The sequence below is a fragment of the Acinetobacter sp. genome (assembly GCF_036666595.1).
Taxonomy (GTDB): domain Bacteria; phylum Pseudomonadota; class Gammaproteobacteria; order Pseudomonadales; family Moraxellaceae; genus Acinetobacter.
In genome coordinates this window covers 39,113-63,251 of sequence record NZ_JAVWVO010000014.1, presented here as the reverse complement: position 1 = coordinate 63,251, position 24,139 = coordinate 39,113, and the positions used below count along the sequence as shown (strand labels likewise).

At 44.4% G+C, this 24,139-nt stretch carries 22 protein-coding genes; 10 read left to right on the top strand and 12 right to left on the bottom strand.

What is annotated here, in order from left to right:
- Positions 1-160: 160 nt before the first annotated feature.
- The 5 genes from ftsW to RR876_RS15125 all read right to left on the bottom strand — a co-directional run bounded on the left by ftsW (position 161) and on the right by RR876_RS15125 (position 5,278).
- Entirely contained in the window at positions 161-1,357 is a 1,197-nt protein-coding gene (gene ftsW, locus RR876_RS15145; protein ID WP_178928107.1) for a putative lipid II flippase FtsW, read from the bottom strand.
- Positions 1,358-1,376: 19 nt separating this feature from the next.
- Entirely contained in the window at positions 1,377-2,723 is a 1,347-nt protein-coding gene (murD, locus tag RR876_RS15140; RefSeq protein ID WP_332478165.1) for a UDP-N-acetylmuramoyl-L-alanine--D-glutamate ligase, read from the bottom strand.
- A gap of 159 nt (positions 2,724-2,882) precedes the next feature.
- Positions 2,883-3,134, bottom strand: coding sequence for a DUF6587 family protein (locus RR876_RS15135; protein ID WP_004692822.1), 252 nt, complete (start codon positions 3,132-3,134; stop codon positions 2,883-2,885).
- Positions 3,135-3,161: 27 nt separating this feature from the next.
- The gene (locus RR876_RS15130; protein WP_332478164.1) at positions 3,162-5,021 is read right to left on the bottom strand and encodes a ferrous iron transporter B; all 1,860 of its coding nucleotides are present in this window, start codon (positions 5,019-5,021) and stop codon (positions 3,162-3,164) included.
- Entirely contained in the window at positions 5,018-5,278 is a 261-nt protein-coding gene (locus tag RR876_RS15125; protein ID WP_010325703.1) for a FeoA family protein, read from the bottom strand. The genes RR876_RS15130 and RR876_RS15125 overlap by 4 nt, the downstream gene beginning before the upstream one ends.
- Before the next feature lie 180 nt (positions 5,279-5,458).
- Between RR876_RS15125 and xerD the strand changes: the two genes are divergently transcribed.
- From xerD to thrC, 4 genes are all read left to right on the top strand, one after another.
- A complete protein-coding gene (gene xerD / locus RR876_RS15120) occupies positions 5,459-6,376 on the top strand; it encodes a site-specific tyrosine recombinase XerD (protein ID WP_332478163.1) in 918 nt (305 codons plus the stop codon).
- Between the two features lie 128 nt (positions 6,377-6,504).
- Complete coding sequence (locus RR876_RS15115) at positions 6,505-7,314, top strand: DsbC family protein (protein WP_332478162.1); 810 nt, start codon at positions 6,505-6,507, stop codon at positions 7,312-7,314.
- A 129-nt stretch (positions 7,315-7,443) separates the two neighbouring features.
- Positions 7,444-8,748 carry a homoserine dehydrogenase gene (locus tag RR876_RS15110; RefSeq protein WP_332478161.1) on the top strand — a complete coding sequence of 435 codons (1,305 nt, stop codon included), beginning with the start codon at positions 7,444-7,446 and terminating at the stop codon, positions 8,746-8,748.
- A gap of 65 nt (positions 8,749-8,813) precedes the next feature.
- Positions 8,814-9,953, top strand: a complete 1,140-nt coding sequence (thrC, locus tag RR876_RS15105) for a threonine synthase (RefSeq protein WP_332478160.1) — start codon at positions 8,814-8,816, stop codon at positions 9,951-9,953.
- Positions 9,954-10,038: 85 nt separating this feature from the next.
- On the opposite strand, the gene RR876_RS15100 is transcribed toward thrC, so the two are convergent.
- Positions 10,039-11,094, bottom strand: a complete 1,056-nt coding sequence (locus tag RR876_RS15100) for a serine hydrolase (protein WP_332478159.1) — start codon at positions 11,092-11,094, stop codon at positions 10,039-10,041.
- A 215-nt stretch (positions 11,095-11,309) separates the two neighbouring features.
- Here RR876_RS15100 and RR876_RS15095 point away from each other — a divergent pair, with 215 nt between their 5' ends.
- The 3 genes from RR876_RS15095 to RR876_RS15085 are packed head-to-tail and all read left to right on the top strand — an operon-like array spanning position 11,310 to position 14,972.
- A complete protein-coding gene (locus RR876_RS15095; protein WP_004692836.1) occupies positions 11,310-11,945 on the top strand; it encodes a response regulator in 636 nt (211 codons plus the stop codon).
- A 21-nt stretch (positions 11,946-11,966) separates the two neighbouring features.
- A complete protein-coding gene (locus RR876_RS15090) occupies positions 11,967-13,535 on the top strand; it encodes a HAMP domain-containing sensor histidine kinase (protein ID WP_332478158.1) in 1,569 nt (522 codons plus the stop codon).
- 15 nt (positions 13,536-13,550) lie between these two features.
- Positions 13,551-14,972, top strand: a complete 1,422-nt coding sequence (locus tag RR876_RS15085) for a sigma-54 dependent transcriptional regulator (RefSeq protein ID WP_332478157.1) — start codon at positions 13,551-13,553, stop codon at positions 14,970-14,972.
- A 4-nt stretch (positions 14,973-14,976) separates the two neighbouring features.
- Here the strand turns inward: RR876_RS15085 and RR876_RS15080 are convergent, their stop codons facing one another.
- From RR876_RS15080 to lptF, 4 genes are all read right to left on the bottom strand, one after another.
- A complete protein-coding gene (locus RR876_RS15080; protein ID WP_062033293.1) occupies positions 14,977-16,152 on the bottom strand; it encodes a S41 family peptidase in 1,176 nt (391 codons plus the stop codon).
- An 18-nt stretch (positions 16,153-16,170) separates the two neighbouring features.
- On the bottom strand, positions 16,171-17,718 hold the full coding sequence (gpmI, locus tag RR876_RS15075; RefSeq protein ID WP_332478156.1) for a 2,3-bisphosphoglycerate-independent phosphoglycerate mutase: 1,548 nt from the start codon (positions 17,716-17,718) through the stop codon (positions 16,171-16,173).
- Between the two features lie 123 nt (positions 17,719-17,841).
- The gene (lptG, locus tag RR876_RS15070; RefSeq protein WP_332478155.1) at positions 17,842-18,912 is read right to left on the bottom strand and encodes an LPS export ABC transporter permease LptG; all 1,071 of its coding nucleotides are present in this window, start codon (positions 18,910-18,912) and stop codon (positions 17,842-17,844) included.
- 2 nt (positions 18,913-18,914) lie between these two features.
- Positions 18,915-20,015, bottom strand: coding sequence for an LPS export ABC transporter permease LptF (lptF, locus tag RR876_RS15065; RefSeq protein ID WP_004978580.1), 1,101 nt, complete (start codon positions 20,013-20,015; stop codon positions 18,915-18,917).
- A 158-nt stretch (positions 20,016-20,173) separates the two neighbouring features.
- On the opposite strand from lptF, the gene RR876_RS15060 reads away from it, so the two are divergent.
- The 3 genes from RR876_RS15060 to RR876_RS15050 are packed head-to-tail and all read left to right on the top strand — an operon-like array spanning position 20,174 to position 22,689.
- Positions 20,174-21,622 carry a leucyl aminopeptidase gene (locus RR876_RS15060; RefSeq protein WP_332478154.1) on the top strand — a complete coding sequence of 483 codons (1,449 nt, stop codon included), beginning with the start codon at positions 20,174-20,176 and terminating at the stop codon, positions 21,620-21,622.
- Complete coding sequence (locus tag RR876_RS15055) at positions 21,615-22,022, top strand: DNA polymerase III subunit chi (RefSeq protein WP_332478153.1); 408 nt, start codon at positions 21,615-21,617, stop codon at positions 22,020-22,022. Before RR876_RS15060 ends, RR876_RS15055 begins: the two co-directional genes overlap by 8 nt.
- Before the next feature lie 31 nt (positions 22,023-22,053).
- Positions 22,054-22,689 carry a hypothetical protein gene (locus tag RR876_RS15050; RefSeq protein WP_332478152.1) on the top strand — a complete coding sequence of 212 codons (636 nt, stop codon included), beginning with the start codon at positions 22,054-22,056 and terminating at the stop codon, positions 22,687-22,689.
- A gap of 82 nt (positions 22,690-22,771) precedes the next feature.
- Here RR876_RS15050 and RR876_RS15045 read toward each other — a convergent pair whose 3' ends face one another.
- Entirely contained in the window at positions 22,772-23,320 is a 549-nt protein-coding gene (locus tag RR876_RS15045) for a VTT domain-containing protein (protein ID WP_004692848.1), read from the bottom strand.
- Positions 23,321-23,465: 145 nt separating this feature from the next.
- Positions 23,466-24,125: a riboflavin synthase gene (locus RR876_RS15040; protein WP_178904621.1), complete on the bottom strand. Its 660-nt coding sequence runs from the start codon at positions 24,123-24,125 to the stop codon at positions 23,466-23,468.
- Between the last annotated feature and the right edge of the window lie 14 nt (positions 24,126-24,139).

The following is a 24,139-nucleotide window of genomic DNA, read 5'->3' as shown; positions in this document are numbered from 1 at the left end:
GCAAATTCAAAAAATTTAGACCATTGCAGTCACATTCATCATGAAAGAAGATGGGTAGAGATGTGCTGATGAGAAACACAATTTAGGAAGGGCTCAAACGCTATCCGCATAACGAAAAGTGAGTTTCGTCTGCGGATAGCGTGATGAAAGAACAACCCGCTTAGAAGCTGGATTCTTCTTTGGTTGGATTGGCACTTTGTGTGGTTGCATCAATTTTCAAAATCAAACTGATCATCACTGCGCACATAATCAAAGATGAACCACCATAACTAATGAAAGGTAGCGTCAGACCTTTGGTTGGCAGCATCCCCATATTCATACCTGCGTTTACCAAAATTTGCAGTAAGAAAATAATCGATACCCCATAAGCCAAATAACCCGCACGCAAGTACTGATTTTTCAAGGCACGATGACCCACTTTGATACAGCACAGCAACAGGGTAAAGGACAGAATTAAGACCGTAGTGATCCCGAAAAAGCCAAACTCTTCGCCTAAAATGGCCAACATGAAGTCGGTATGGGCTTCAGGCAAGTAAGCCATTTTCTGTACACTGTGGCCAAGTCCTACACCAAACCATTCACCACGCCCAAAGGCCATCAAGGCATTGGAAAGCTGGTAACCAGTGCCTAGCGGATCTTCCCAAGGGTTTGAGAAAGACATTAGACGTTCAAAACGGTAAGGCTCAAATACAATCAGAAAGACAAAGGCCGCAAAAATCGCACCAAAAGCCATGCCAAACTGAATCAACGGCGCGCCAGCAAGGAAGAATATACCGAGCATCATCAAACTAATTACCACGGTTGCACCCAAGTCGGGCTCTGCGATAATCAAACCCACCGTCAACAGCATAATAATACCGAGACGAATCAAACCTTTGATGTTATTTCTTACTTCTTCGGCACGGCGTACCACATAGTCCGCTGTGAAAATCGCCATCATTACTTTGGCGACCTCTGAAGCCTGCAACGTGAAGCCCGCAACACGAATCCAGCGGGTCGAACCATTGACCTCTGTCCCGACAACAAGCACGGCAGCCAGCAGCAAGATAGTCAAAATCCACAGCGGAAAGGTATTATTGAACCAAACATTGAGCGGAACTCGGTATACCGCATAGGCCAAAACGCCAGCCACCGCAATTGAAATCCCGTGACGAAGGACATAGTGAAATGAATTCTCATGAAGGCGTTCAGCATAAGGCATAGACGCAGATGCGACCATGATCGAACCTAAACACAACAACGCAATGACGCAGAAGATCAACACATTACGTGGTGTCACTTCGCTGGGTACACGCGGCGCCCAACGGCTATAAAACTGGTTAATTTTATTGATCGTTGTCTGAGCAAACTCAGCCATCTCAATTTCCTTATTATTTTTAGTGGAGTTCTTGCACACAAGCGACAAACTGATGTCCGCGCTGTGGGTAACCACTGAACATATCAAAACTTGCACATGCAGGTGACAATAACACGACATCATGGGCTTGGGTATGGGCTTGGCAAAGTGCAACCGCCTGCTCTAGCGTGTCAGCATGCAGTAAGGTCGTTGTTCCTGCCACGGCTTTTTCAATCAACGCGGCATCTTCACCAATCAACACAGCCACCTTCACGTATTTGCTCAAGGCCTCACGTAAAGCGCTAAAATCTTGTCCTTTGCCTTGACCACCTAAAATGATCGCGACTTTGCCACCTTTGGCTTCAATCGCAGCACCTAGACCATCAATTGCAGCCAGTGTTGCGCCTACATTGGTGCCCTTAGAGTCATTATAGTAACGAACACCCCCAACTTCTTTCACAAACTCACAGCGATGCTCTAAGCCTTTAAAGCTTTTCAGCGTTTCCAACATCGACTCCAGCGGAAGATTGATTGCCTCACCTAAAGCCAAACAGGCTAAAGCATTGGCAACATTGTGTGTACCTTGAATATACATCTCTGCACTGTTCAATAAACGTGTGCGGCCACGGGCCAACCAGATCGTACCGTCGTCATCTCTTAATACACCGTACTGATTCATATCAGGTGCATTTAAACCAAAGCTTTGCATTGGCGTAGCATCAGGTACCAAAGGACGCGTAAGTGAGTCATCACGGTTATGAACGACTTTTTTCACGCCTTGGAAAATGCGATGCTTCGCGGTGTGATAGCCCATCATATCGCCATGACGGTCAAGATGGTCTTCACTCATATTCAGTACCACCGCAACTTCAGCTTGTAAATTTGAAGTGGTTTCTAACTGAAAGCTGGATAGTTCTAAAATGTATAAATCTGGCTCATCTTTGGTCAAATCCAACGCTGGGCGACCAAGGTTACCGCCTACCGCAACTTTCACGCCTGCATGTTCAGCCATCAGACCAATCAAGGTCGTCACGGTACTTTTTGCATTCGACCCAGTAATGGCCATGATCGGCTTGTCGGTTGCACGGCGTAGGATTTGAATTTCACTCACCACGGGGATGCTTTTGGCAATCGCAGCTTGAATTTCAGGTAGTTTAGGATCAATCCCAGGGCTAATAACGATTTCTTCAGCAGACAACAACAGTTCTGCGTCAAACTGACCAAAACTGGTTTGTACCTCTGCTGGAATTTGGTCATGACCGGGTGGGGTCGATCGAGAGTCCGTTACTGCAACGCGGTAGCCTTGGTTATGTAAAAAATTGACCACTGCAACACCAGAAATGCCGAGCCCTGCAACGACCTTAAGTCCACCACGTTGTATTAACATTTTCGCCCCATGCTTGGTCTGAGATTTATCTGCGGAAATGTTAGCACTTTGCTGTTTTGAATGCTTTTTCTGTTTTGACTTTCCTGCACTTTTTTTGTGTCAGTGCGTAAAAAAGCCGTCCCACTGGGACGGCTTTTTTATTTATGAGCAAAAATCGTTTTATTTCCACTTCACCGCTTGAACTTCAGGCTTTTTCGCATTGCTGTCTTCCGTTGCTGGGCAGGCACAGTTTCCGCCACACCCGCCAGCCATTGATGGCTTTAGCCACGTTGCTAAACGTGTCCAACCACGAGCCTCACATAGCGCAGACAAGGACATGAAAACTGAACCCGATGTCTTAGGAAATACTTTCTTAAATACCACCACTGCACTCCAGATCACTAGAGCAGCAACAATTAGAATTTCAATCATCTCAATCTCCTCGCCTATTTACGCCGATTAACCCAAATAGTGCGTTGCAATTTGATAGGTCAGGAATGACATTAAATAAGCCAAACCAAACAAGTAAATGGTCATAAAACTCACGGTTTTCCATGAACCTGTTTCACGTTTGACCGTCGCTAAAGTCGCCAAACAGTGCGGCGCATAAATAAACCACACCAATAAAGACAGACCAGTCGCCACCGACCAGCCGAGCTCACCGCCACTACTGATGAGTGAAGCCAAACCTTGTGACATGGCATCTTCATCAACAGCGGATAAGGCATATACCGTACCTAGAGCTGCCACCACCACTTCACGAGCTGCCATGGCAGGAATCAAGGCAATACAAATCTGCCAGTTGAAACCCAGCGGGGCAAAAATCGGTTGCAGTAAATGACCGAGCATACCGGCAAATGAATAATCAATTTCAGGTAAAGTCGCGCCTTCAGGGGCTTGCGGGAAGGTACACAAGAACCACAGTAAAATAGACAACGCGAAAATAATGCCACCCACACGACGTAAGAAGATCTTGGCACGGTCAAGTAAACCAATCCAAATATTCTTTAAGTCAGGGAAACGATAGCTTGGCAACTCCATCATCAACATATGTTGTGACTTGTCTTTATGGAAGAATTTCAGAACGAAAGATACACACAGTGCACTCACAATCCCGGCCATATATAAAGCAAACAACACCAAACCTTGTAGATTGAAGATCCCCCAAACGGTTTGTTCAGGAATAAAAGCGGCAATTAACAAGGCATACACAGGTAAACGTGCTGAACACGTCATCAACGGTGCCACAAAAATCGTGGTCAAACGGTCACGCGGATCACTAATGGTACGCGATGCCATGATGCCCGGAATTGCGCAGGCAAAGCTAGACAACAATGGAATAAAGGCACGCCCAGAAAGACCTGCTTTAAACATCAGCTTATCTAGCAAAAACGCGGCACGCGGTAAATAACCCGACTCTTCCAATACCAAGATAAAGAAGAATAAAATTAAAATCTGCGGCAAAAACACCACAACACCGCCCGCACCCGCAATAATCCCATCCACCACTAAACTGTTAAGTAAAGGGTGGCTAATGGACCCACCGATGGTTTCACCCAGCCAGCCAAAGAAGGTTTCAATCCCATCCATAAACGGCGCTGCCCAAGCAAAAACGGCTTGGAAGACAATAAACATCATGACTGCAAGGCTAACTAAACCCAAAACTGGATGTAGGAAAATCTTATCTAGAAAATCAGTTCGCTTGTCTTCTTCATCGACGTACTGCACAGCGTCATGTAATAAATTTTCTACTTTCTCATGTGCAGTGTCGCCTTTTAAACCCGTCAGCTCGGTATAAGGCACGGCATATTTGCCCTGCTCTAAAGCGCTAAGCAGGCTTTCAATACCCGAGTTACGCACCGCAACGGTTTCAACGATCGGCACACCCAAGCGCTCAGAAAGCTTTTGGGTATTGATTTGCATGCCACGGCGACGTGCTTCATCCATCATGTTTAAAACGATTAACATTGGACGGCCCAATGCAATCAGTTCAATCACTAAACCGAGGTGAAGTTTGAGGTTAGTTGCATCAACAATACATAAGAAAGCATCTTGCTGACCTTCTTCTGCAATTTTCCCCATCACCACGTCACGGGTAATCATTTCATCAGGACTGGTCGCATCTAAGCTATACGTCCCTGGCAAGTCCAGAACGCGAACCGCTTGACCGGAAGGAAGAGTAAATTGACCAACTTTACGCTCAACCGTTACACCCGCATAGTTACCTACTTTTTGGCGTGTTCCAGTGAGATGGTTAAATAACGAAGTTTTACCGCAGTTTGGATTACCTACAAGGGCAACACGCAAGGCATCACTCATCTAGGTGCTCCTTCGACTTGAATTTCAATTTTTTCAGCTTCAACTTTTCTTAAGGCGAAACGTGTAAAACCCACTTGGATTAAAATTGGATCGCCGCCAAAAACACCTTTGGTAATCACCTGTACTTTTGTACCTGCGACAAAGCCTAATGTTTCAAGACGACTAGCCACCAAATCAGTCTGAGCTTCGCCATCCAAAGTATGATTCACTTTGTTAATGATGGCAGTTTGTTTGACTTTTAAATCAGATAAACGCACCGCATCCAACCCTTTAATATTTTGAACAGTATACAAACAAATGAGAATAATTACCAAATCAGATTCGATAATGATTCGCATCTGTTATAACACATCGACAAGCGAGAATGATTACACTACATTGAATAAAACCCCTATTCCTTGTTTTTGTCTTTCCGTGATGATGTGTTTGAGAGCTTTATGTTAAATAAAAAACCGCGTGTGCCTGCGCCTGTTCAAATTCCAACTCAGCTCAGTTTTTTACACGGCTTTAAAGATTATCTCATTGCACAAACCGTCAGCCCGCACACCCGAAATGCTTATCTCTCTGACTTATTACAGTGCAGCGAGTGTAGTCTGGTGAGTATGCCCGAATGGAGCAGTGACGATGTCGCCGATGTTCTGCTGACCCTCACCAAACAAGGCAAAAGCCCACGCTCCATTGCGCGCTGTTTGTCGGCTATGCGTTCTTTTTTTAAGTTTTTACGAGAGCAAAAACTGCGTTCAGAAAACCCTGTCGCGCTACATAAAACACCCAAAATTGGCCGCGCACTGCCTAAAGATTTGTCTGAGCAAGACGTGGATGCCTTAATTCAAGCTCCCGATATTGAAACCGCTCTCGGACTCCGTGATCGTGCCATGTTTGAAGTGTTGTATGCCTGTGGACTGCGTGTATCTGAGCTGCTAAACCTACGCCTAGACTTAATCAATTTAAAACAAGGCTATTTAAGAATTACGGGTAAGGGCAATAAAGAACGACTGGTGCCTTTGGGACAAATCGCAGTGGAATGGGTCGAAAAATACTTAATTGAATCCCGTCCACAATTATATAAATCCGCAACTGACTATCTGTTTTTAACCCAACATGGTGGCATTATGAGTCGGCAAAATTTTTGGTACGCCATTAAACGCTATGCCTTACAAGCAGGGATTCAAGCCGATCTTTCACCGCACACCTTAAGACACGCTTTTGCAACGCATTTACTCAATCACGGTGCTGACTTACGTGTGGTACAAATGCTGCTGGGGCATAGTGATCTGTCCACGACACAAATTTATACCCATGTCGCACAAGTGCGTATGCAACAACTGCATGCCAGTCATCACCCAAGGGCTTAAGACTTTTATCACCTATACACTATAAGGCTGTTTTTAGCACGAAGACTACGAAGTATTACCGAGACCTATAGTTTTTTTGCTATGCTTGGCGCTCTGTTTTTATAAAGTCAAAAGAAAAAGGGTTATCTATGTTATTTACCCGTAAACCATTGTTCATTGCCTGTGCCATTGCTTCAAGTGTTCTATTTACAGCATGTTCAAACAACACTGAAGAAAAAAAACAAGACTCTTTAACGGCAAGCGCACCAGCCACAGGTGAAGCGTCAACTTTGACGGAACGCAATGCAAAGCAACGTTTAATTGACACCCTTCAAAAGCATTTCAAAACAGCCAATATCAATGCCAAAATCATCGATATCAAAACCACTGAAGTGCCAAATTTATTTTGGGTCAATCTTGAAGGGATGAGCTCGGTTTATACCACAGCAGATGGTAAATATATTATCCAAGGTGATGTGATTCGCTTGGGCGATAAAACACTCCACAACGTCAGTGACAACCTGCAGGCTGAAGCCAACAAAAAACTTCTAGCAGGGCTCAAAACTGAAGACCTACTGGTTTATAAAGCCAAAGGCAAGACCAAACATGTGGTTTATGTCTTTACCGATGCCAGCTGCCCTTACTGCCATAAACTGCACGAACACATCCCTGAAATCACAGCTCAAGGCATTGAAGTACGTTACATTGCATGGCCACGTGGCGAACAGTTCATGCCAGCCATGGAAAGTGTGTGGTGTAGCGCAGACCGTCAAGCTGCCTTTGATCAAGCAATTTCAGGTGCTCAACTTCCACCGACGACCTGTAAAAACCCAGTGCGAGATCAATACCAGTTGGGTCTAAACATGGGCGTAAATGGAACACCTGCGATCTACAATGAAGATGGTGAATATCTCGGTGGTTATTTGGCCCCAAGTGAATTATTAAATCGCCTTAAATAACTAATTTTTATTTGTTATTTAACTAATATTTATAGTTGAGTATAAAGTTGTTTCTTTCCTAGAGTCTCACTGTTTTTTTAGCTATGATCTAGGCTTGATTCAATATTTATAAGTAAATTGGAGTGTGACGTGAAACCAGTTCGTCTGGCAATCCTCGGTCTTGGTACTGTGGGTGGTGGTGCCCTTAAACTACTAAAAGAAAATGCTGCTGAGATTAAACGTCGCACCGGTCGAGAAATTCAAATTACCCACGTGGGCACGCGTCGCCCACGCCCTGATCTAGAGCTAGATGCAACTATCAAGCAAAGTTCAGACTTTTTAGATATCGTCCGTCAGCCAGATGTCGATGTTGTGGTTGAAGTCATGGGCGGTATCCATCCAGCCTATGAAATTATTAAAGAAGCGATTCTACACGGCAAACAAATAGTGACAGCCAATAAAGCCTTACTGGCCGAACATGGCAATGAATTGTTTAAATTGGCAGATGATAATGCCGTACAAATTGCCTATGAAGCAGCAGTTGCGGGCGGGATCCCCATCATTAAAGTGATGCGTGAAGGCTTAGCTGCAAACCGCATTGACTGGTTGGCGGGTATCATCAATGGCACAGGTAACTTCATTCTGACTGAAATGCGTGAAAAAGGCCGTGCTTTTGCGGATGTGCTCAAAGAAGCACAAGAACTGGGTTATGCCGAAGCAGACCCAACCTTTGATGTGGAAGGCATTGATGCTGCACATAAACTCACATTGCTCGCTTCAGTTGCTTTTGGTATTCCTCTTCAGTTTGACAAAGTCTTTACTGAAGGCATTAGTAAAGTCACTGCACAAGATGTGAAATATGCTGAAGAATTAGGCTTCCGCATTAAACACTTAGGCATTGCCCGTCGCGCAGCGAATGGCATCGAACTTCGTGTTCATCCAACGTTGATCCCTGCGGAAGAACTGATTGCCAATGTCAACGGTGTGAAAAATGCCGTCTTGGTTCAAGCACATGCTGTCGGCCCAACCTTGTATTACGGTGCAGGTGCAGGTGCAGGTCCAACCGCTTCTGCGGTCGTTGCAGATGTCATTGATATCGTCCGTGATATCTCTTATACCGAAGATGGTGCTGGAACGATTCCTCAATTGGCCTTCGAAGCACTGACCAATGTGCCGATTTTAAGCCGTGAAGAAATGACCACAGGTTATTACATCCGGATTAATGCAGAAGATCAAACTGGCGTCTTGGCCGATGTAACCACGATTCTCAGTCGTGCGGGTATCAGTATCGATGCCATCATGCAGCAGCCGCGCTTAAAAGACCTTATTCCAATCGTGATTTTGACTGATCCAGTCGTTGAATCAAAAATGGATGAGGCACTGGCTCAAATTCAAGCCTTACCCGTCATTCATGGCGAAATCGTGCGAATTCGTTTAGAATCGCTTGATAATTAATCGGGTTGAGGAAAAGAACGCTCTTCTCTTCCTCACCAAGCTCTACACACAATTGGAACATCATCATGTCGAATGCCAATCGTTATACTGGTTTAGTTGACCGTTATCGCGACCGTTTACCCGTGTCTGCAACTACTCGCGCTATTTCTTTAGGTGAAGGTAATACGCCACTGATTAAACTCGAGAACATTCCACGTTTAATTGGCAAAAATGTTGAAATTTATGTGAAGTACGAGGGCTTAAACCCGACTGGTTCATTTAAAGACCGTGGTATGACCATGGCGGTCACTAAAGCCGTTGAAGAAGGCTCAAAAGCGATTATCTGTGCCTCTACAGGTAATACCTCAGCTGCGGCTGCGGCTTATGCAGCACGTGCTGGCATTAAAGCGTTTGTGTTAATCCCAGAAGGCAAAATTGCCATGGGTAAAATGGCGCAAGCAATGATGTATGGTGCCATCACCATGCAAATCCGCGGTAACTTTGACGACGGTATGCGTTTAGTCAAAGAAATTGCAGATAAAGCCCCTGTAACGATTGTTAACTCAATCAACCCATATCGTTTGCAAGGTCAAAAAACCATTGCTTACGAAATCGTAGATGAATTAGGTCGCGCTCCAGATTACCACTGCCTACCCGTGGGTAACGCAGGGAACATCACTGCACACTGGATGGGTTATACCGAAGCCGTTGCCAACCAACCTGCGGATCAATTTGAGCAAGTGGTTTACGACGCAGCAACGGATCAATTCACTGGTCCCAAACCTGCTGGTCTGCCAATCATGGCGGGTTATCAAGCTTCTGGCGCGGCGCCATTCTTACGTGGTGCACCTGTTGAAAACCCAGAGACTGTAGCAACAGCGATTCGTATTGGTAACCCGCAAAGCTGGAACCATGCGAAAGCCGTTGTACGTGATTCAAAGGGTTGGTTTGATGAACTGACTGATGCTGAAATCTTAGAAGCGCAGCGTTTGCTTTCGATGTATGAAGGTGTTTTTGTAGAACCCGCTTCTGCTGCATCTATTGGCGGTGCAATCCGTGACATTAAAGCGGGTAAAATTCCTGAAGGCGCTGTGATCGTGTGTACCGTAACAGGTAATGGCCTCAAAGACCCTGACACAGCCATCAAGCAATGTTCTGATGCCGTGATGCTTTCAATTGATGCCACTTTAGACCAAGTTCGCGATTCAATTCTTTCAAACATGTAATTCATATTGAAAGAAAAAGCCCTGCAATTGCAGGGCTTTTTCATAACTCAATTTTTGTTGTTGAGTGAACAAAAACTAAGTCGGGTTAAATACGTTTCGGTAATTGACTTGCCCAGTTCATCAGACGCGTCGCATCATTGGTTCGCGCTGCCGATGAGTCTGCCCCCAATAACACCACCACCGCTGGACGATTATTCAAAGTGGTATGCATCACCACACAACGGCCAGCTTCATTAATGAAACCTGTTTTTGAAATATTAATATTCCAACCACCATTACGAACCAAAGCATTGGTGTTATTCGATTTTAATACACGATAACCCAAGTTAAAGTCATAGCTTGCTGTGGTTGAGAACTGACGAATCAGACCATACTGAGACGCAGCATTGACTAGAATGCCTAAATCACGTGCCGAAGCAATATTACCAGGATGTAGTCCTGTCGACTCCATATAGTGGGTTGAATTCATGCCCAAAGCTTTGGCTTTGGCATTCATCGCAGAAATGAACGCTGAGCGACCACCTGGGAATGTACGCGCTAAGGCAGAAGCAGCAGGGTTTTCAGACTTCATTAACGCAAATAATAACGCTTCTGCACGGTTCATACTGTCACCCGCACGTAGGGATGAACTTGAACTTTTACAGCCTGAACACGAAAAGTCTGCTTGCTGTAAAGTGATGTTTTCAGACATATTTAAGCGTGCATCTGAAATGACCACAGCCGTCATGAGTTTGGTAATTGATGCAATCGGCAGGGCTGTATTACTGTTTTTACTGAAAAGCACCTCACCTGTATTACCATCCATCACCAGTGCTGCACGCGCATTGACACTAGGTTGATTGGAATACTTTGAGGTATCAAAAATTTGTACCGTTTTCGAGGTGCTGTTGTTGGTCACCACACCGTTGGAACTGCGAATACTGGTGGTGACTTTTGTTGAACCCTGAGGAGCGTACTCTTCAGGATCTTCCATTAGATCATCATTCAGAAGCTGTTCTGCATCTGCCGCAGACCAGCTCATACTTGCTTGGCTAGGCCCCGAGCTCGGGTTCATCACCAAGTCTGCAGAGCTATGGGTACTGACCGTCATTGCAATCGACCATCCCAATAGATGCATTAAAAATTTATTTGATTTTTTCACTTTTCTTCACTCAACTTCATAACCCATAAGATACATTTGCGTATTCACGCCAATATGCCTTACATTTGTACACAATGCGAACAACATTGCCGTCGACAGCGTGCATATCTTTTCAAATAAGCCTAAGAATAGGATTGCTAATTTTGTCGTTTCATTGCAAGCTTATTTTGCTTTATGTAACAAAAAATATGGTTTTTATAGTGAGGAAGAGCTAGGTGATCACAGTTTTAGTGGTAGATGACCATGAGTTAGTACGTACAGGGATTTGTCGAATGCTCGAGGACCATGCCGATGTTCAAGTCATTGGCCAAGCTGAATCTGGTGAAGAAGCAATTAATCTCGTCCGTCAACATCACCCAAATGTGGTTCTGTTAGATGTCAACATGCCAGGTATTGGTGGAGTTGAAACCACACGCCGCTTACTGCAAACCGCACCCGAGACCAAAGTACTGGCAGTCAGTGGTCTAGCTGAAGAACCTTATCCTTCCCTGTTACTCAAAGCTGGTGCCAAAGGCTACATTACCAAAGGTGCGCCCGTGACCGAAATGGTACGTGCCATCAATAAAGTGATGCAAGGCGGCAAATATTTCAGCGCTGACATTGCTGAACAGCTGGCCAGTTCTTATCTATCCGATACACAAACCTCGCCTTTTGATGCTCTGTCTGAACGTGAAATGCAGGTGGCGATGATGGTCGTGAATTGCATTAGTGCACAAGAAATTTCTGACAAGCTTTTTGTCAGCGTAAAAACAGTCAATACCTACCGTTACCGAATTTTTGAAAAGCTCAACATCGACAGTGATGTGAAGCTGACTCACCTTGCTATTCGTTATGGTTTAATTAAACCCTGATGCAAGCTGACTAACACCCACATGCTGCAATACTCAACCAATATTCAGTTAAATCAATACCGTCTAGGTGTTTGGTATGCGTCTTATCGACTGTTTATTGGTTGCTGTTTGTTGTTGATTTATCTACTAACTTATGAGCAGCTGTTTTCAAATTATCAATATCCAGTATTGTATCGTTCTGTCCTGATTGGCTTTATTTTTATCAGTGCCTTTCAGCTATTGAGCCTCAAGCATGTGCGCAAGCGCATACCGCTTCAGCTCACCTTGTTGTTTATCGTCGATGTCATTAGCCTCAGCTTACTCACTTTCGCCACCGACGGTCCGAACTTACAGTTAAGCTTATTGTTTGTGATCACGATCTTTGCCTCTTCTGTATTGGTCGATAAACAAAAAGCACTCATCATTACCTTGATTGCTGTGATTACACTGGTTTATCAACACTTTATTGGAACGCTATTTTCAATTAGTTCACTGAATACCATTGGCAACAGTGCCGTGCTCGCCTTTTTGTTCTTTGTGGTTTATGGGTCTGGACAAATTGCAGTACGACGTTTTCAAGTCCTTGAAAATTTAAACTTCTATCAGTCTCAAGAACTGGATCAACTGCAAAACATTAACCGTTATATTTTAGAGCAAACCGAACTCGGCTATTTGGTGCTCGATGAAAACTGCCACATGGTGCTGAGTAATCCTGCAGCCTGTGCATTATTGGGTATCTCCCCGATTTATGCTCACGATAAATATCCTTTGTACAAAGCACAGCCTGATTTATTTGAACTCCTCAAATTCGACCAACTGAAGAATGGAGAAAAATTCCAATTTACATCCCAGCTGAGTCGCTTTCAAATTCAGATCGAAATTCAAAAACTTCAAGTCCCGAACCAAACACTGACCTTATTCGTCCTACAAGATGCACAAAAAATTAATCAACGTGTACAACAACTCAAGCTGGCTGCACTGGGTCAACTTTCTGCCAGTATTGCACATGAAATCCGCAATCCATTGGCTGCCATCACCCAAGCCAATGAATTGATGCAGGTGAACGATCCTGAGCAAGCCCTGTTACAGAACATGATCGCCAAACAAGCCTCACGGATTGATAAAATTATTGGCGATACACTGAGCATGGCACGCAGTAAAGAAACCTATCCAACCTTGATTGATGTCGCCGCTTTTTTAGAACGTTTTATCGTTGAAGATTTGCCCGATGTCAAAGATCAAATTGATTACCGCATTTCCGATCCAGCTCAGATTCAGTTTGATGAACAACAACTGAGACAAGTGCTGATCAACCTGATTCGAAATGCCATTCGGCATAATGCAGCTGAAGCCGAACACATTCACATTCGAGTCTATAGCTATAAAAACCTCGTCCACATTGAGGTTCAAGATTTTGGTGAAGGGGTCGCCACTCAAGATCAAAGCACCCTGTTTCAACCGTTTTTTAGTACCTCAATCAATGGAACTGGGTTAGGATTATATTTATCCCATAGTTTCTGCGAAGCCAACCAAGCTAAGCTATACTATGTAGAACAAAAAATAGGGGCATGCTTTCGGATTGAATGCCCCCGTATAAACAATGACGTGTAATTTTTGGGGTTAAACGTGGAAAAAAAACCACTTGTTTTATTGGTGGATGACGAACAAGACTTATGTACACTGATGCAAATGTCTTTAAGTCGGATGGGGATTGATACACATATTGCCTATCGCTTACAAGAGGCGGTTCAAGCCCTGAAAACGCATCAATATGATGCCTGTCTAACCGATCTTAATTTACCCGATGGTAATGGCCTGAGTTTGGTCGATTTTATTGCTCAAAATTATCCTAATTTACCCGTTGCAGTGCTGACTGCCTACGGCAATATGGATATTGCGATTGCGGCACTGAAAGCTGGTGCGTTTGATTTTGTCAGTAAACCGATCAACCAAAAACATTTAGAGCAACTTTTACAAAAAGCCTTTAATCAGCCCATCAGTCAGCTGCATATCCAAGAAGATACGCTTGAACATCGTCTGCTGATTGGTCAATCTCTTCCTATTCAGCAGCTACGCATCACCTTAAAAAAGATTGCACGTTCACAAGCCCCTGTCTTTATTACGGGTGAATCAGGCACTGGTAAAGAAGTCGTGGCTAATCTGGTACATCGCCTGAGCAATCGCAATGAAGGGCCATTTATTGCCATCAACTGCGGTGCCATACCGACTGAACTGATGGAAAGTGAATTGTTTGGACACCGTAAGGGTAGCTTTACAGGAGCGACTCAAGACAAGCAAGGGCTGATTCTGTCTGCGCATGGCGGCAGTTTATTTTTAGATGAAATTGCTGAGTTACCGCTCACTATGCAGGTGAAACTGCTGCGCGCGGTACAAGAAAAATGCATTCGTCCAATTGGGAGTGACACCGAAATAGATGTCGATTTTCGTGTGATTAGTGCCAGTCATCAAGACTTAGAAGCACTGGTGCAACAAGGCAAGTTCCGTCAGGATTTGTACTTCCGCATCCATGTCATGGACATTGTCTTGCCTGCCCTACGTGAGCGTGGCAATGACATTCTTCTTTTGGCGCAACATTTCATTCAGAAAATCTGCCAAGAATGGGATATCCCAGTCAAACCGCTGAGTGAACGTGCGCGTGAGTTTTTATTGGTCCAATATTATCCAGGCAATGTGCGTGAATTACGCAATATGATGGAACGTGCCATCACCTTAAGTGATGAAAGCAGTATCGATTTACCGCACTTGCAAACAGCCCCACTGCGACCGATTGCTCAGACCAGCTATGCCAATGCCACGCAACAAGGTGCTGTTGGCAATGATCAACTCAATCATGTACCTTCGCGTAAATTACCCGAAGAGGGTCTAGAGCTGTATTTAGAAAAAATTGAAAAAGAAATTTTGATGAATGCGCTCAATCTCACCCATTGGAACCGAACACTGGCGGCTAAAAAGCTCGGCATGTCTTTCCGCTCTTTACGTTATCGCTTGAAGAAATTCGGGCTAGATGGCGAAGACGATTCCGTTTAGAGACTTAACGACGGTTAATTAGAATCTCTGCCACATGTTCAACATAGCTTTCGTCTTTGAGTTCATGTGGCATTGGGTATACCTGATTCGGTGCAATTCCCACCCCTTCAATCATCCGACCACTTGGAGTGTAATAGTGAGATACCGTCATTTGCAAAGCTGCACCATTCGATAACGGAAATAGTTTTTGTACCACGCCCTTACCATAACTTTTTTCACCAATCACCCACGCCCGTGCATGCTCCTTCAGCGCAGCGGTAAACACCTCCGCGGCCGATGCAGAGCGATCATTAATCAGAATCCCCACTTTTAAGTTTTGAAACTCTAGGCTTGGTAAAGCTTGGAACTGTTGATCCCCTTCAGAACGGCTTTGCGTTGAAACAATTACCCCTTGATTCAAGAATAAATCGGCAGATTCAACTGCGGCAGACAACAACCCGCCGGGATTATTTCTGAGGTCAATCAAGACCGCTTTTAAACGCGAAGACTGATGCTCTTCAATCAGTTGCTGAATTTCATTGGCCGTATCCTGTTGGAATACCCGCACCTTGAGCACCAAAACTTGGTTATTCAACAGTTGCGCCTGAATATCGGTTTCAACCTTTTTGGTTCGGACTAAATTGATCGGCGTTGAATTGGCTTTTAACTGTAGGCTGATGGTACTACCAATCGCCCCACTGAGTAATTCATTGACTTGAGCATGGTTGAGCTTGCGTAGCTCTTGATCATCCACTTTAAAAACGGAGATCCCATTTTTTAAGCCCAGTTTGCTGGAATCTGAGTCAGGTTTTAATCCACGAATCAGCCATTGTTGTAAGCGAGAATCAAACTCTAAACTGAAGTCAACTGAAGCCAAATCCCCTTCGGTATATTGCACCAGTTGTTTATATTCTTGAGGAGATAAATAGCGAGAATAACGGTCTAAGCCACTAACTAAACCTTTAATGGCCTGTTGAAAGAGTGCTTCATCACTACGTTCAGCCACATAATTGTCTTTAACTAAACCGTAGATTTGCACAAATTGTTGAATGGATTCAATCGGAACCTCAACATAACCTTGTTCCAATTCATCATCAAAAGCGGGTGCTGCCGCTGTTTTTGCAACAGCCCCCATCGGGTGGATCAGACTCAGACCTAAAGCAATCACTACACCTATTGAAGTCCACGATGCTTTTGCCATTTATCCACCCAAATTGATTTATACGTCTAATGTAATTAAGTTACGACCTTGCATGTCTGCTGGAACAGGAAGATGCATCAAGCTTAACAAGGTTGGTGCGACATCGGCCAATACGCCCCCTTCAGCAATAGTTGCTTGAGTTGGGCCGACATAGATAAAAGGCACCAATTCTGTCGTATGCTGGGTATGCACCTGACCACTGTGATAATCCTGCATTTGTTCAACATTACCATGGTCAGCCGTAATTAACATATGGCCTTTTTGTGCCATCACCGCTTCATAGACACGACCTAAGCATAAATCAACTGCTTCCACTGCTTTCACAGCTGCATTAAACACGCCCGTATGACCAACCATATCGCCGTTGGCATAGTTCACCACCAATAGATCAAACTCACCTGAGTTAATCGCAGCCACCAATTCATCGGTTACTTCATATGCACTCATTTCTGGTTTGAGGTCATAAGTAGCAACATTCGGTGAAGGAATCAAAATACGTTTTTCACCCGGATATTCATCTTCACGACCACCACTAAAGAAAAACGTCACATGCGCGTATTTTTCAGTTTCAGCAATACGCAATTGAGTTTTTCCAAGGTCTGAAAGATATTCGCCAATCGAATTTTTTAAGGCTTCAGGCATATACGCCACAGGTGCATCAATACTGGCTTGGTAGCGTGTCAACATCACAAACTTAGATAAGTTCGGTACAACTTTACGCTCAAAGCCTGCAAAATCTTTTTCAACAAAAGCCTTGGTAATTTCACGCGCACGATCCGCACGGAAATTCATAAAGACGATGCTGTCACCATCTTGAACTTTCACAGCAGCGCCAATGCGCGTTGCTTTGACAAATTCATCAGATTCGTCTGCAGCATAAGCCAATGCTAAACCTTCAACGGCTGTAGCTGCAGTACGTGTTGCTTCAGACTCTGTAAGTAAACGATAGGCTTGTTCCACACGGTCCCAACGGTTGTCACGATCCATCGCAAAATAACGACCAATCAGACTCACAATACGACCTTGATTTGGATATTGAGCAAACAATGCGTCTAATTTTTCTAAAGAAGGCTGTGCACTGCGTGGCGGGGTATCACGACCATCTAAGAAGGCATGGAGGTACACGGTTGCACCGCGTTTTAACGCAAGTTCAGCCATGGCAACAATATGATCTTCGTGTGAATGCACCCCACCTTCAGACAATAGCCCCATGATGTGCAACGCACCACTCGCTGCTTTGGCTTTTTCAACAGCATCAACCAAAACTTCATGCTCAAAAAAAGCACCCGTACGAATGTCTTTGGTGATTCGGGTAAAGTCTTGATAGAGCACACGACCTGCGCCCAAGTTCATATGGCCCACTTCAGAGTTGCCCATCTGGCCATCTGGCAAGCCCACGTCTTCACCAGAACCTGAAATTAAGCTATGCGGATGCTTTGCTTCAATCGCTGTTAAATTCGGTCGATTCGCTGCTAAAAATGCATTGTCTTCGATCGCTTCACGGTGTCCCACACCATCCATAATGACCAGTACGTGAGGGATTTTGCCAGCAGTTGCATCCGCCATAATAAGCACTCTTTTTTTGTCTACAAATTCATCGCTCTATCTTACCGAATTTTCGGTCAAGACTCTATGCAGGCATGATGGTTTAACACCATCATCCGCATTGTTTTCTTCAATATCGTACAGTTATCGTGCACGTTGTAATAAATAACCACCTGCGACAAACATCATTAAAATCGGCACAAAAACAAACCATGCGGGTGAAGGCGAATAAACCAAACTTGCATAACCCAAGAAGTCTTGCAAGTAAAAGAAACCTAAGCCTGTAAATAGTGCAATCACCAAACGAAAGCCCATCGATTGTTGGCGCAGTGGGCCAAAAATAAAGGAACAAGCAATCAACACTAAAGCAATTAAGGCAAATGGAGACGCCACTTTTTGCCAAAAAGCCAACTGATAAGTTTTAGGCACTTGGCTGTATTCATGCATATAGCTCATGAAACTGACCAATTGACTCGGTGAAAGGTCTTCAGGGTCAATCGTCACCATGTGCACATATTTCGGCTGCAGTGCCAGTGCCAAAGGCGTTTCAGCGGCCTTTTGTGCCGTAGCGTTGCCTGTCGGCAGCAAATCAACTTGGGCCGTATTTTCTAAAATCCAACGACCATCTTGCACAAACTGACCTTGCTCAGCATTTAAAACGCCTTTCAAACGAGCATTATTGTCAAAGTCGACCACTTGCACATTTTTCAGCTGACCTTGAGAATTGGCATAATCGACATAAATAAAACGCTGCCCTTCTCGTGTCCAGTAACCACGTACTTCACCGAGCTCAGCCGCTGTTCGATGGCTTTTCACACCTTTGGCTTGCTCATTGGTATATGGAATCACCCATTCACTTAAAGCGAATGACAGTACCACCAAAATTAAAGCTGAACGAATCACCCAACCAACAATCCGCCAAAGACTCACCCCTACCGAGCGCATCACAATCAGTTCACTGTTTGAAGCCAAAGTGCCCAGTCCCAGTACCGAGCCAATTAACGCGGCAATGGGTAGAATCTCATAGAGATATTGCGGTGCTCCCCACAGTACATAACGTAAAGCATCCCAAGCACCATACCCTTCTTTAAGGGAGCCTAGCTCACCCAAATAGGTAAACAAAATTTGCAAGACCGATAAAATAGCGGTAGCACCCAGCATCGCCATCGCGGTGGTTTTGGTCACATGTTTTGCGACTATACGACGTGCGAACATGATTAAGACCCCGCTCGTTGTAATGTTTTCTTAATTTTCGGGGCCAGCTTTTGTTTACGCGAAAACAAGGCCGCTGCTATCGCATAGATCACCAAGATCATTGGATAAGCCCAAATCCCCATTTCTTCTTTACTGACTCGGGTTTTAATGGCCATCAAAGCCACGATTAAACTGGCAAAAATAAGCAATGCAGGGAACAGCTTTAAGTAACGGCCTTGGCGTGGACTCACTTCAGATAAAGCCACAGCGAGGAGTAACGCCACTACAATGGCAAACGGTACAAAAATACGCCAGCCCAATTCACTCGCCACGACAGGATCATGACGATTATCCCAAAGTTTCATGGTAGACAATGCTTCAACATCGGCACTTTCAAACTTTGCTTCTTTATCATTTTCTAAACGTAGGCGATAAGACTGAAACTCGGCTTGGCTATAACGCGGCTGTCCCGGATAAATTTCATAACGGCGACCTTGCACCAAATCCACCACATTGGCGGGATCATTTTCAATTTCAACCCGCGTGGCTTCTTTGGCCAAAATCATCACATCAGGCTTACCTTCTGCTTCAGCGCGTTGATAGAAGAAGATGTCTTTGAGGTTTTTACGGTCTTCGGATAAGTCACCCGCATAAATGGTATAAGGACCCGATGAAATAAACTCTTTGGGTCGAACCAAATCAAAACCAGTACGCACCGCCTGACTGGTGGTGAGCTGCTCAAACTGACGAACACCCCACGGCGCCATCCAAAGCATCAGCACGGCTTGAACAGCAAGAAACACCACGGTCATAGGAATCAGCAGTCGCCCCAATTGGTTACGACTGACGCCACTGCCATTGAGTACTGCCATTTCATGATCGACATACAGACGACCAAAAACCAGCATCAGTCCAATAAAAAAGCCTAGAGGAAGAATCAGCGTTAAAAATTCAGGCAAACGATAGCCAATAATGCTAAATAAAATACCTGCATCTAAGCGACCCTGCGCGGCTACGCCAAAATACTTGATCAAACGACCGCCCATCATGATCAAGGTCAATAAGGCGATCACAACCAAGGATGTCGACACCACTTGTTTGACCAGATAACGCCGAATAATCAAATTAATTCTTCCAAAAATAGGTGAATAAAAACTAGCGCTAGTTTACCCGAATAGTGAAAATATAAAACCTGTACTCTTGTTGCACTTTGCAACTCTATTCATGTTAATGTTTCAGTGGTTTAATCATTTTCAAACTTTATAAGGCTTAAATAAAACTTATGAAACTCTCTATTAATACGTCATTCACAGAGAATACGTCTAGCCAATTTTTGTTGATATTAGTAGATTCTGAAAACACGCAACACCTTGCAAATGCTTATCAAATTAATGATTTAAACAACTTAATTGAAGCGACTCAGTTTAAAGCCGCATTCAATGAAACTTTGAGCCTCATTGGTCAAATTCCAGCAAGCCCCAATGCAGCCTTGGTCGGGGTGGGTAAAGCCGCTGAATTACAAGCAGCAAAGCTGGTGAAAATTGCTCAAACCATTATCAAAGCTTCACAAAAAAAATTCAAACACATCAGCCTTGACCTTTCAGCCCTTCCAGCTGAACTCCATTATTTATTTGCCCTCAGTTTGACGCAAGCGGCATATGCTTTTGATGAATTCAAATCGAAAAAAGCCGACAACGTACTTGAACAGATCAGCCTGATTGCCGCTGAGTCGCCGCTGAATGCTGCGCAACTTAAATTGATTGAAGCCGTGCAATCTGGTCAAAGCTTTGCTCGTGACTTAGGCAACCGTCCGGGCAATATCTGCTTCCCTGAATATTTGGCGGAGCAAGCTTTAGAACTGGCAGCCCAATACCCTGACCTGCTCCGTGTTAATGTCCTTGATGAGCAGCAAATGGCTGATTTGGGCATGCATTCCTTCCTTGCGGTGAGCAAAGGTTCAGACCGCCCAGGCCGTATTATTACCCTTGAGTATCAAGCTGAACGTACTGAAGCCCCAGTGGTCTTGGTCGGTAAAGGAATCACCTTTGATACTGGTGGCATTTCATTGAAACCGGGCGCTGGTATGGATGAAATGAAATATGACATGTGTGGTGCAGCATCGGTTCTCGGGACACTCCGTGCTCTATGTGAATCACGTTTAGCCATTCATGTCGTAGGTACGATTGCTGCAGCTGAAAATATGCCTTCAGGCAAAGCTACACGTCCGGGTGACATCGTGAGCACCATGAGCGGTCAAACCGTTGAAATTTTAAATACCGATGCAGAAGGTCGTTTGGTGCTTTGCGACACATTGACCTATGTAAAACGCTTTAACCCTGAACTGGTGATTGATATTGCAACCTTAACGGGTGCCTGTGTCGTGGCACTCGGTTCAGTCTTAACGGGTATGTTTACCCCAGATGATAAACTGGCGGCCGAACTGTCTGAAGCAGGTCAAAATAGCTTTGACCGCGTCTGGCGCATGCCTGTGATTGATGATTATCAAGAACAGTTAGACTCTCCATTTGCCGATATTGCCAACATTGGCGGGCCTAAAGCTGGTGCCGTAACTGCAGCGTGCTTCTTGCAACGTTTCACCCGTGATTACCGCTGGGCGCATTTGGACATCGCAGGTACAGCATGGAACTCGGGTGCCAATAAAGGAGCAACCGGTCGTCCAGTACCATTATTGATGCAATTCCTAGCTCATCGTGCGCAGTCTAATGGCTAATATTAGCTTTTATTTGTTTGAACAAAGTCCTGAACGACAAGTCGAAAGTGCTTGTCGTTTATGTCGAAAAATCTTGCGTCAGCCAGAGCGAATCTGGCTGTATGCAAGCGACACTGAATTACAGCAGCAATTGGATGAACGTTTGTGGAGTTTTGATGACACCAGCTTTATTCCGCATGGCATTGATCAAATCGATGCGCGTATTTGTATCTCTGCCCAACTGCCTGAGCAATCCGACTGGATTGTGTTCAATTTTAACGATCATGCTCTTGAACAGTTCGAAAAATTTAGCCACATTATAGAAATTATTGAAAATAACGAATCGGCCAAACAACAAGGTCGTGAAAAATTTAAACAATATAGACGTCTCGGGGTTGAAGCTCGAACCTTCAAGCTTTAAATGATTCCCCGTCTAAATAAGGAGATGCGTAGTGGCATTGAATGTTGGTCCAGATTTTAAACAGCGCTGGTTAAATGTACCTGATGCTGTTCGTCAGGCCTTTATTGATGACCTGAGTCGCGTCTGCGATGTACTCAAACCTGAAACAGGTTTGCACAGTTGGATTGAACAAGACCAACGCGCTCAAGCCGTCTCTACCCAACGAATTGAACAAGCGTATGCCGATCTGAAAGCACAGCTGATTGAAGAAGCGCGAATTCGTAAACAACAAGCGTTGGAAAAATCACTGGCAGACAAACGCGCAGCGCAGGAAGCTTATGCGGAAAGCCTCAAAAAAGATGAAATCCGTCAGTTCAATGAGCAAACCCAAGCTTTAAATGTGATGCGTCAAAGTGTCGATCAAGAAATTTCGAGCTATACCGCACGCTATGAGAAAACGCCTGAACAAGCTCTGGACTATGCCAAAGGTAAATTTGGCATTGATGACTCACAAATTTTATCTGAGTTAGAAAGTGTCCGTTTACGTTTAGAGCTTGAAGCGGAAACCTTAATTGAAGAGTCCGTAGCCAGCTATCGCAATAAGCTACAAGCCGCGGCTCAAGAGGAAATTGACTATATTTTAAAAAATTCAAACTTTTCTAATGAAGTGGTATCCAACTCTGCTTAACAGGCCTAGGCTTCCACTTAAACTCACTTCGGTGAGTTTTTTTATGCACCCTTGTTTTGCTCTGATGTGGTCTGTCTCGACCTCAAACCAACACATCAACCATAAACGATAAGGTATTGCCCACACCATAACCAATCGCCAACAAACTACCAATCCAAATCAGGCCACCGGTCACGTTGTACCACATAAAAGTCGCCAAGCTCATATGCCCTGCGCCCGCAGCAAAAGGCGCGAAAGAACGCACAAAAGGAATAAAACGTGCCACTAAAATGGTTTTACCGCCATGCTTTAAGAAATATTGATTGGTCTTCATCATATATTCGGGTTTCAGCCAACGCGAATGCTGATGGGCAAATTTAAAGCCCAACTTCTGACCGGTATAATAATTGACGATATAACCCAATACCGCAGCAATCATCATCAAAATACCCATGGTGTGGATATGGATTAAATCCGAGCTAGAACATAAGGCACCAATGGCAATCAGTAAACTGTCACCTGGCAAAAAGAACATAAAAACGAAGCCCGTTTCTGCAAAAATAATCAGAAAAAGAATCGCATAAATCCAAAGGCCGTATTCTGCAAGCAGTACGGGCAATAATTGTTCTAGATGGAGAAAAAAATCAATCATTGTCACCGATCCGTGCAATGAACTGCGTACTATCTTTCATCATACTCAATTGCTTACCTATTCATTTCAAAAGAAAAACTCCCTCATTTTGGGCAAATAGGGAGCTCATCTTTTGTCTATTCTTGCTGCAATCTAAACGATTTTTCTATTTCAAGAAACCATTTTGTGCCAAAAAGTCTAAACTAATTTTAGATTGTGGGGTGGTTTCCGCAGCTTTGTCGCCCATCATCAGACGTTCAATGTAACGTGCTAACACATCCACTTCAAGGTTCACTTGACTACCTGCCTTCCACGTTCCAATGTTGGTTCGTTCAGCTGTATGCGGAATTAAATTGAGGCTTAAAATACGGCCACGCAAATGATTAATGGTTAAACTGATCCCATCGACCGTAATCGAGCCTTTTTCTGCCAAGTAACGTGCAATCTCAGCTGGCGCAGTCACTTCAAAATAAAGCGAGCGTGCGTCTTCACGCACAACGGTGATTTCACCCACAGCATCGACATGACCTGACACAATGTGTCCACCAAAACGTGTGGTGGGCAACATCGCCTTTTCCACATTGACACGTTGGCCAACTTTCCAGTGGGCCAGTGTGGTTCGGTTCAAACTTTCACGTGAGACATCGGCAGCATACCAGTGCTCACCCCAGTCAATCACCGTGAGGCAAATGCCATTGGTGGCAATCGAGTCACCCAAATGTACATCTGACATATCAAGATCCGTACCAATGCGCAACCGCACATCACCGCCGACATTTTGTACGCTTTCAACTGTGCCCAGACTTTCGATGATCCCTGTAAACATTTCTGATTTCTACC

Bases quoted from the DNA above. Each gene is read 5' to 3' on its own strand.
- ftsW (WP_178928107.1), bottom strand. From the start codon at position 1,357: ATGGCTGAGTTTGCTCAGACAACGATCAATAAAATTAACCAGTTTTAT.
- murD (WP_332478165.1), bottom strand. From the start codon at position 2,723: ATGTTAATACAACGTGGTGGACTTAAGGTCGTTGCAGGGCTCGGCATT.
- RR876_RS15135 (WP_004692822.1), bottom strand. From the start codon at position 3,134: ATGATTGAAATTCTAATTGTTGCTGCTCTAGTGATCTGGAGTGCAGTG.
- RR876_RS15130 (WP_332478164.1), bottom strand. From the start codon at position 5,021: ATGAGTGATGCCTTGCGTGTTGCCCTTGTAGGTAATCCAAACTGCGGT.
- xerD (WP_332478163.1), top strand. From the start codon at position 5,459: ATGTTAAATAAAAAACCGCGTGTGCCTGCGCCTGTTCAAATTCCAACT.
- RR876_RS15115 (WP_332478162.1), top strand. From the start codon at position 6,505: ATGTTATTTACCCGTAAACCATTGTTCATTGCCTGTGCCATTGCTTCA.
- thrC (WP_332478160.1), top strand. From the start codon at position 8,814: ATGTCGAATGCCAATCGTTATACTGGTTTAGTTGACCGTTATCGCGAC.
- RR876_RS15090 (WP_332478158.1), top strand. From the start codon at position 11,967: ATGCTGCAATACTCAACCAATATTCAGTTAAATCAATACCGTCTAGGT.
- RR876_RS15080 (WP_062033293.1), bottom strand. From the start codon at position 16,152: ATGGCAAAAGCATCGTGGACTTCAATAGGTGTAGTGATTGCTTTAGGT.
- gpmI (WP_332478156.1), bottom strand. From the start codon at position 17,718: ATGGCGGATGCAACTGCTGGCAAAATCCCTCACGTACTGGTCATTATG.
- lptG (WP_332478155.1), bottom strand. From the start codon at position 18,912: ATGTTCGCACGTCGTATAGTCGCAAAACATGTGACCAAAACCACCGCG.
- RR876_RS15060 (WP_332478154.1), top strand. From the start codon at position 20,174: ATGAAACTCTCTATTAATACGTCATTCACAGAGAATACGTCTAGCCAA.
- RR876_RS15055 (WP_332478153.1), top strand. From the start codon at position 21,615: ATGGCTAATATTAGCTTTTATTTGTTTGAACAAAGTCCTGAACGACAA.
- RR876_RS15045 (WP_004692848.1), bottom strand. From the start codon at position 23,320: ATGATTGATTTTTTTCTCCATCTAGAACAATTATTGCCCGTACTGCTT.
- RR876_RS15040 (WP_178904621.1), bottom strand. From the start codon at position 24,125: ATGTTTACAGGGATCATCGAAAGTCTGGGCACAGTTGAAAGCGTACAA.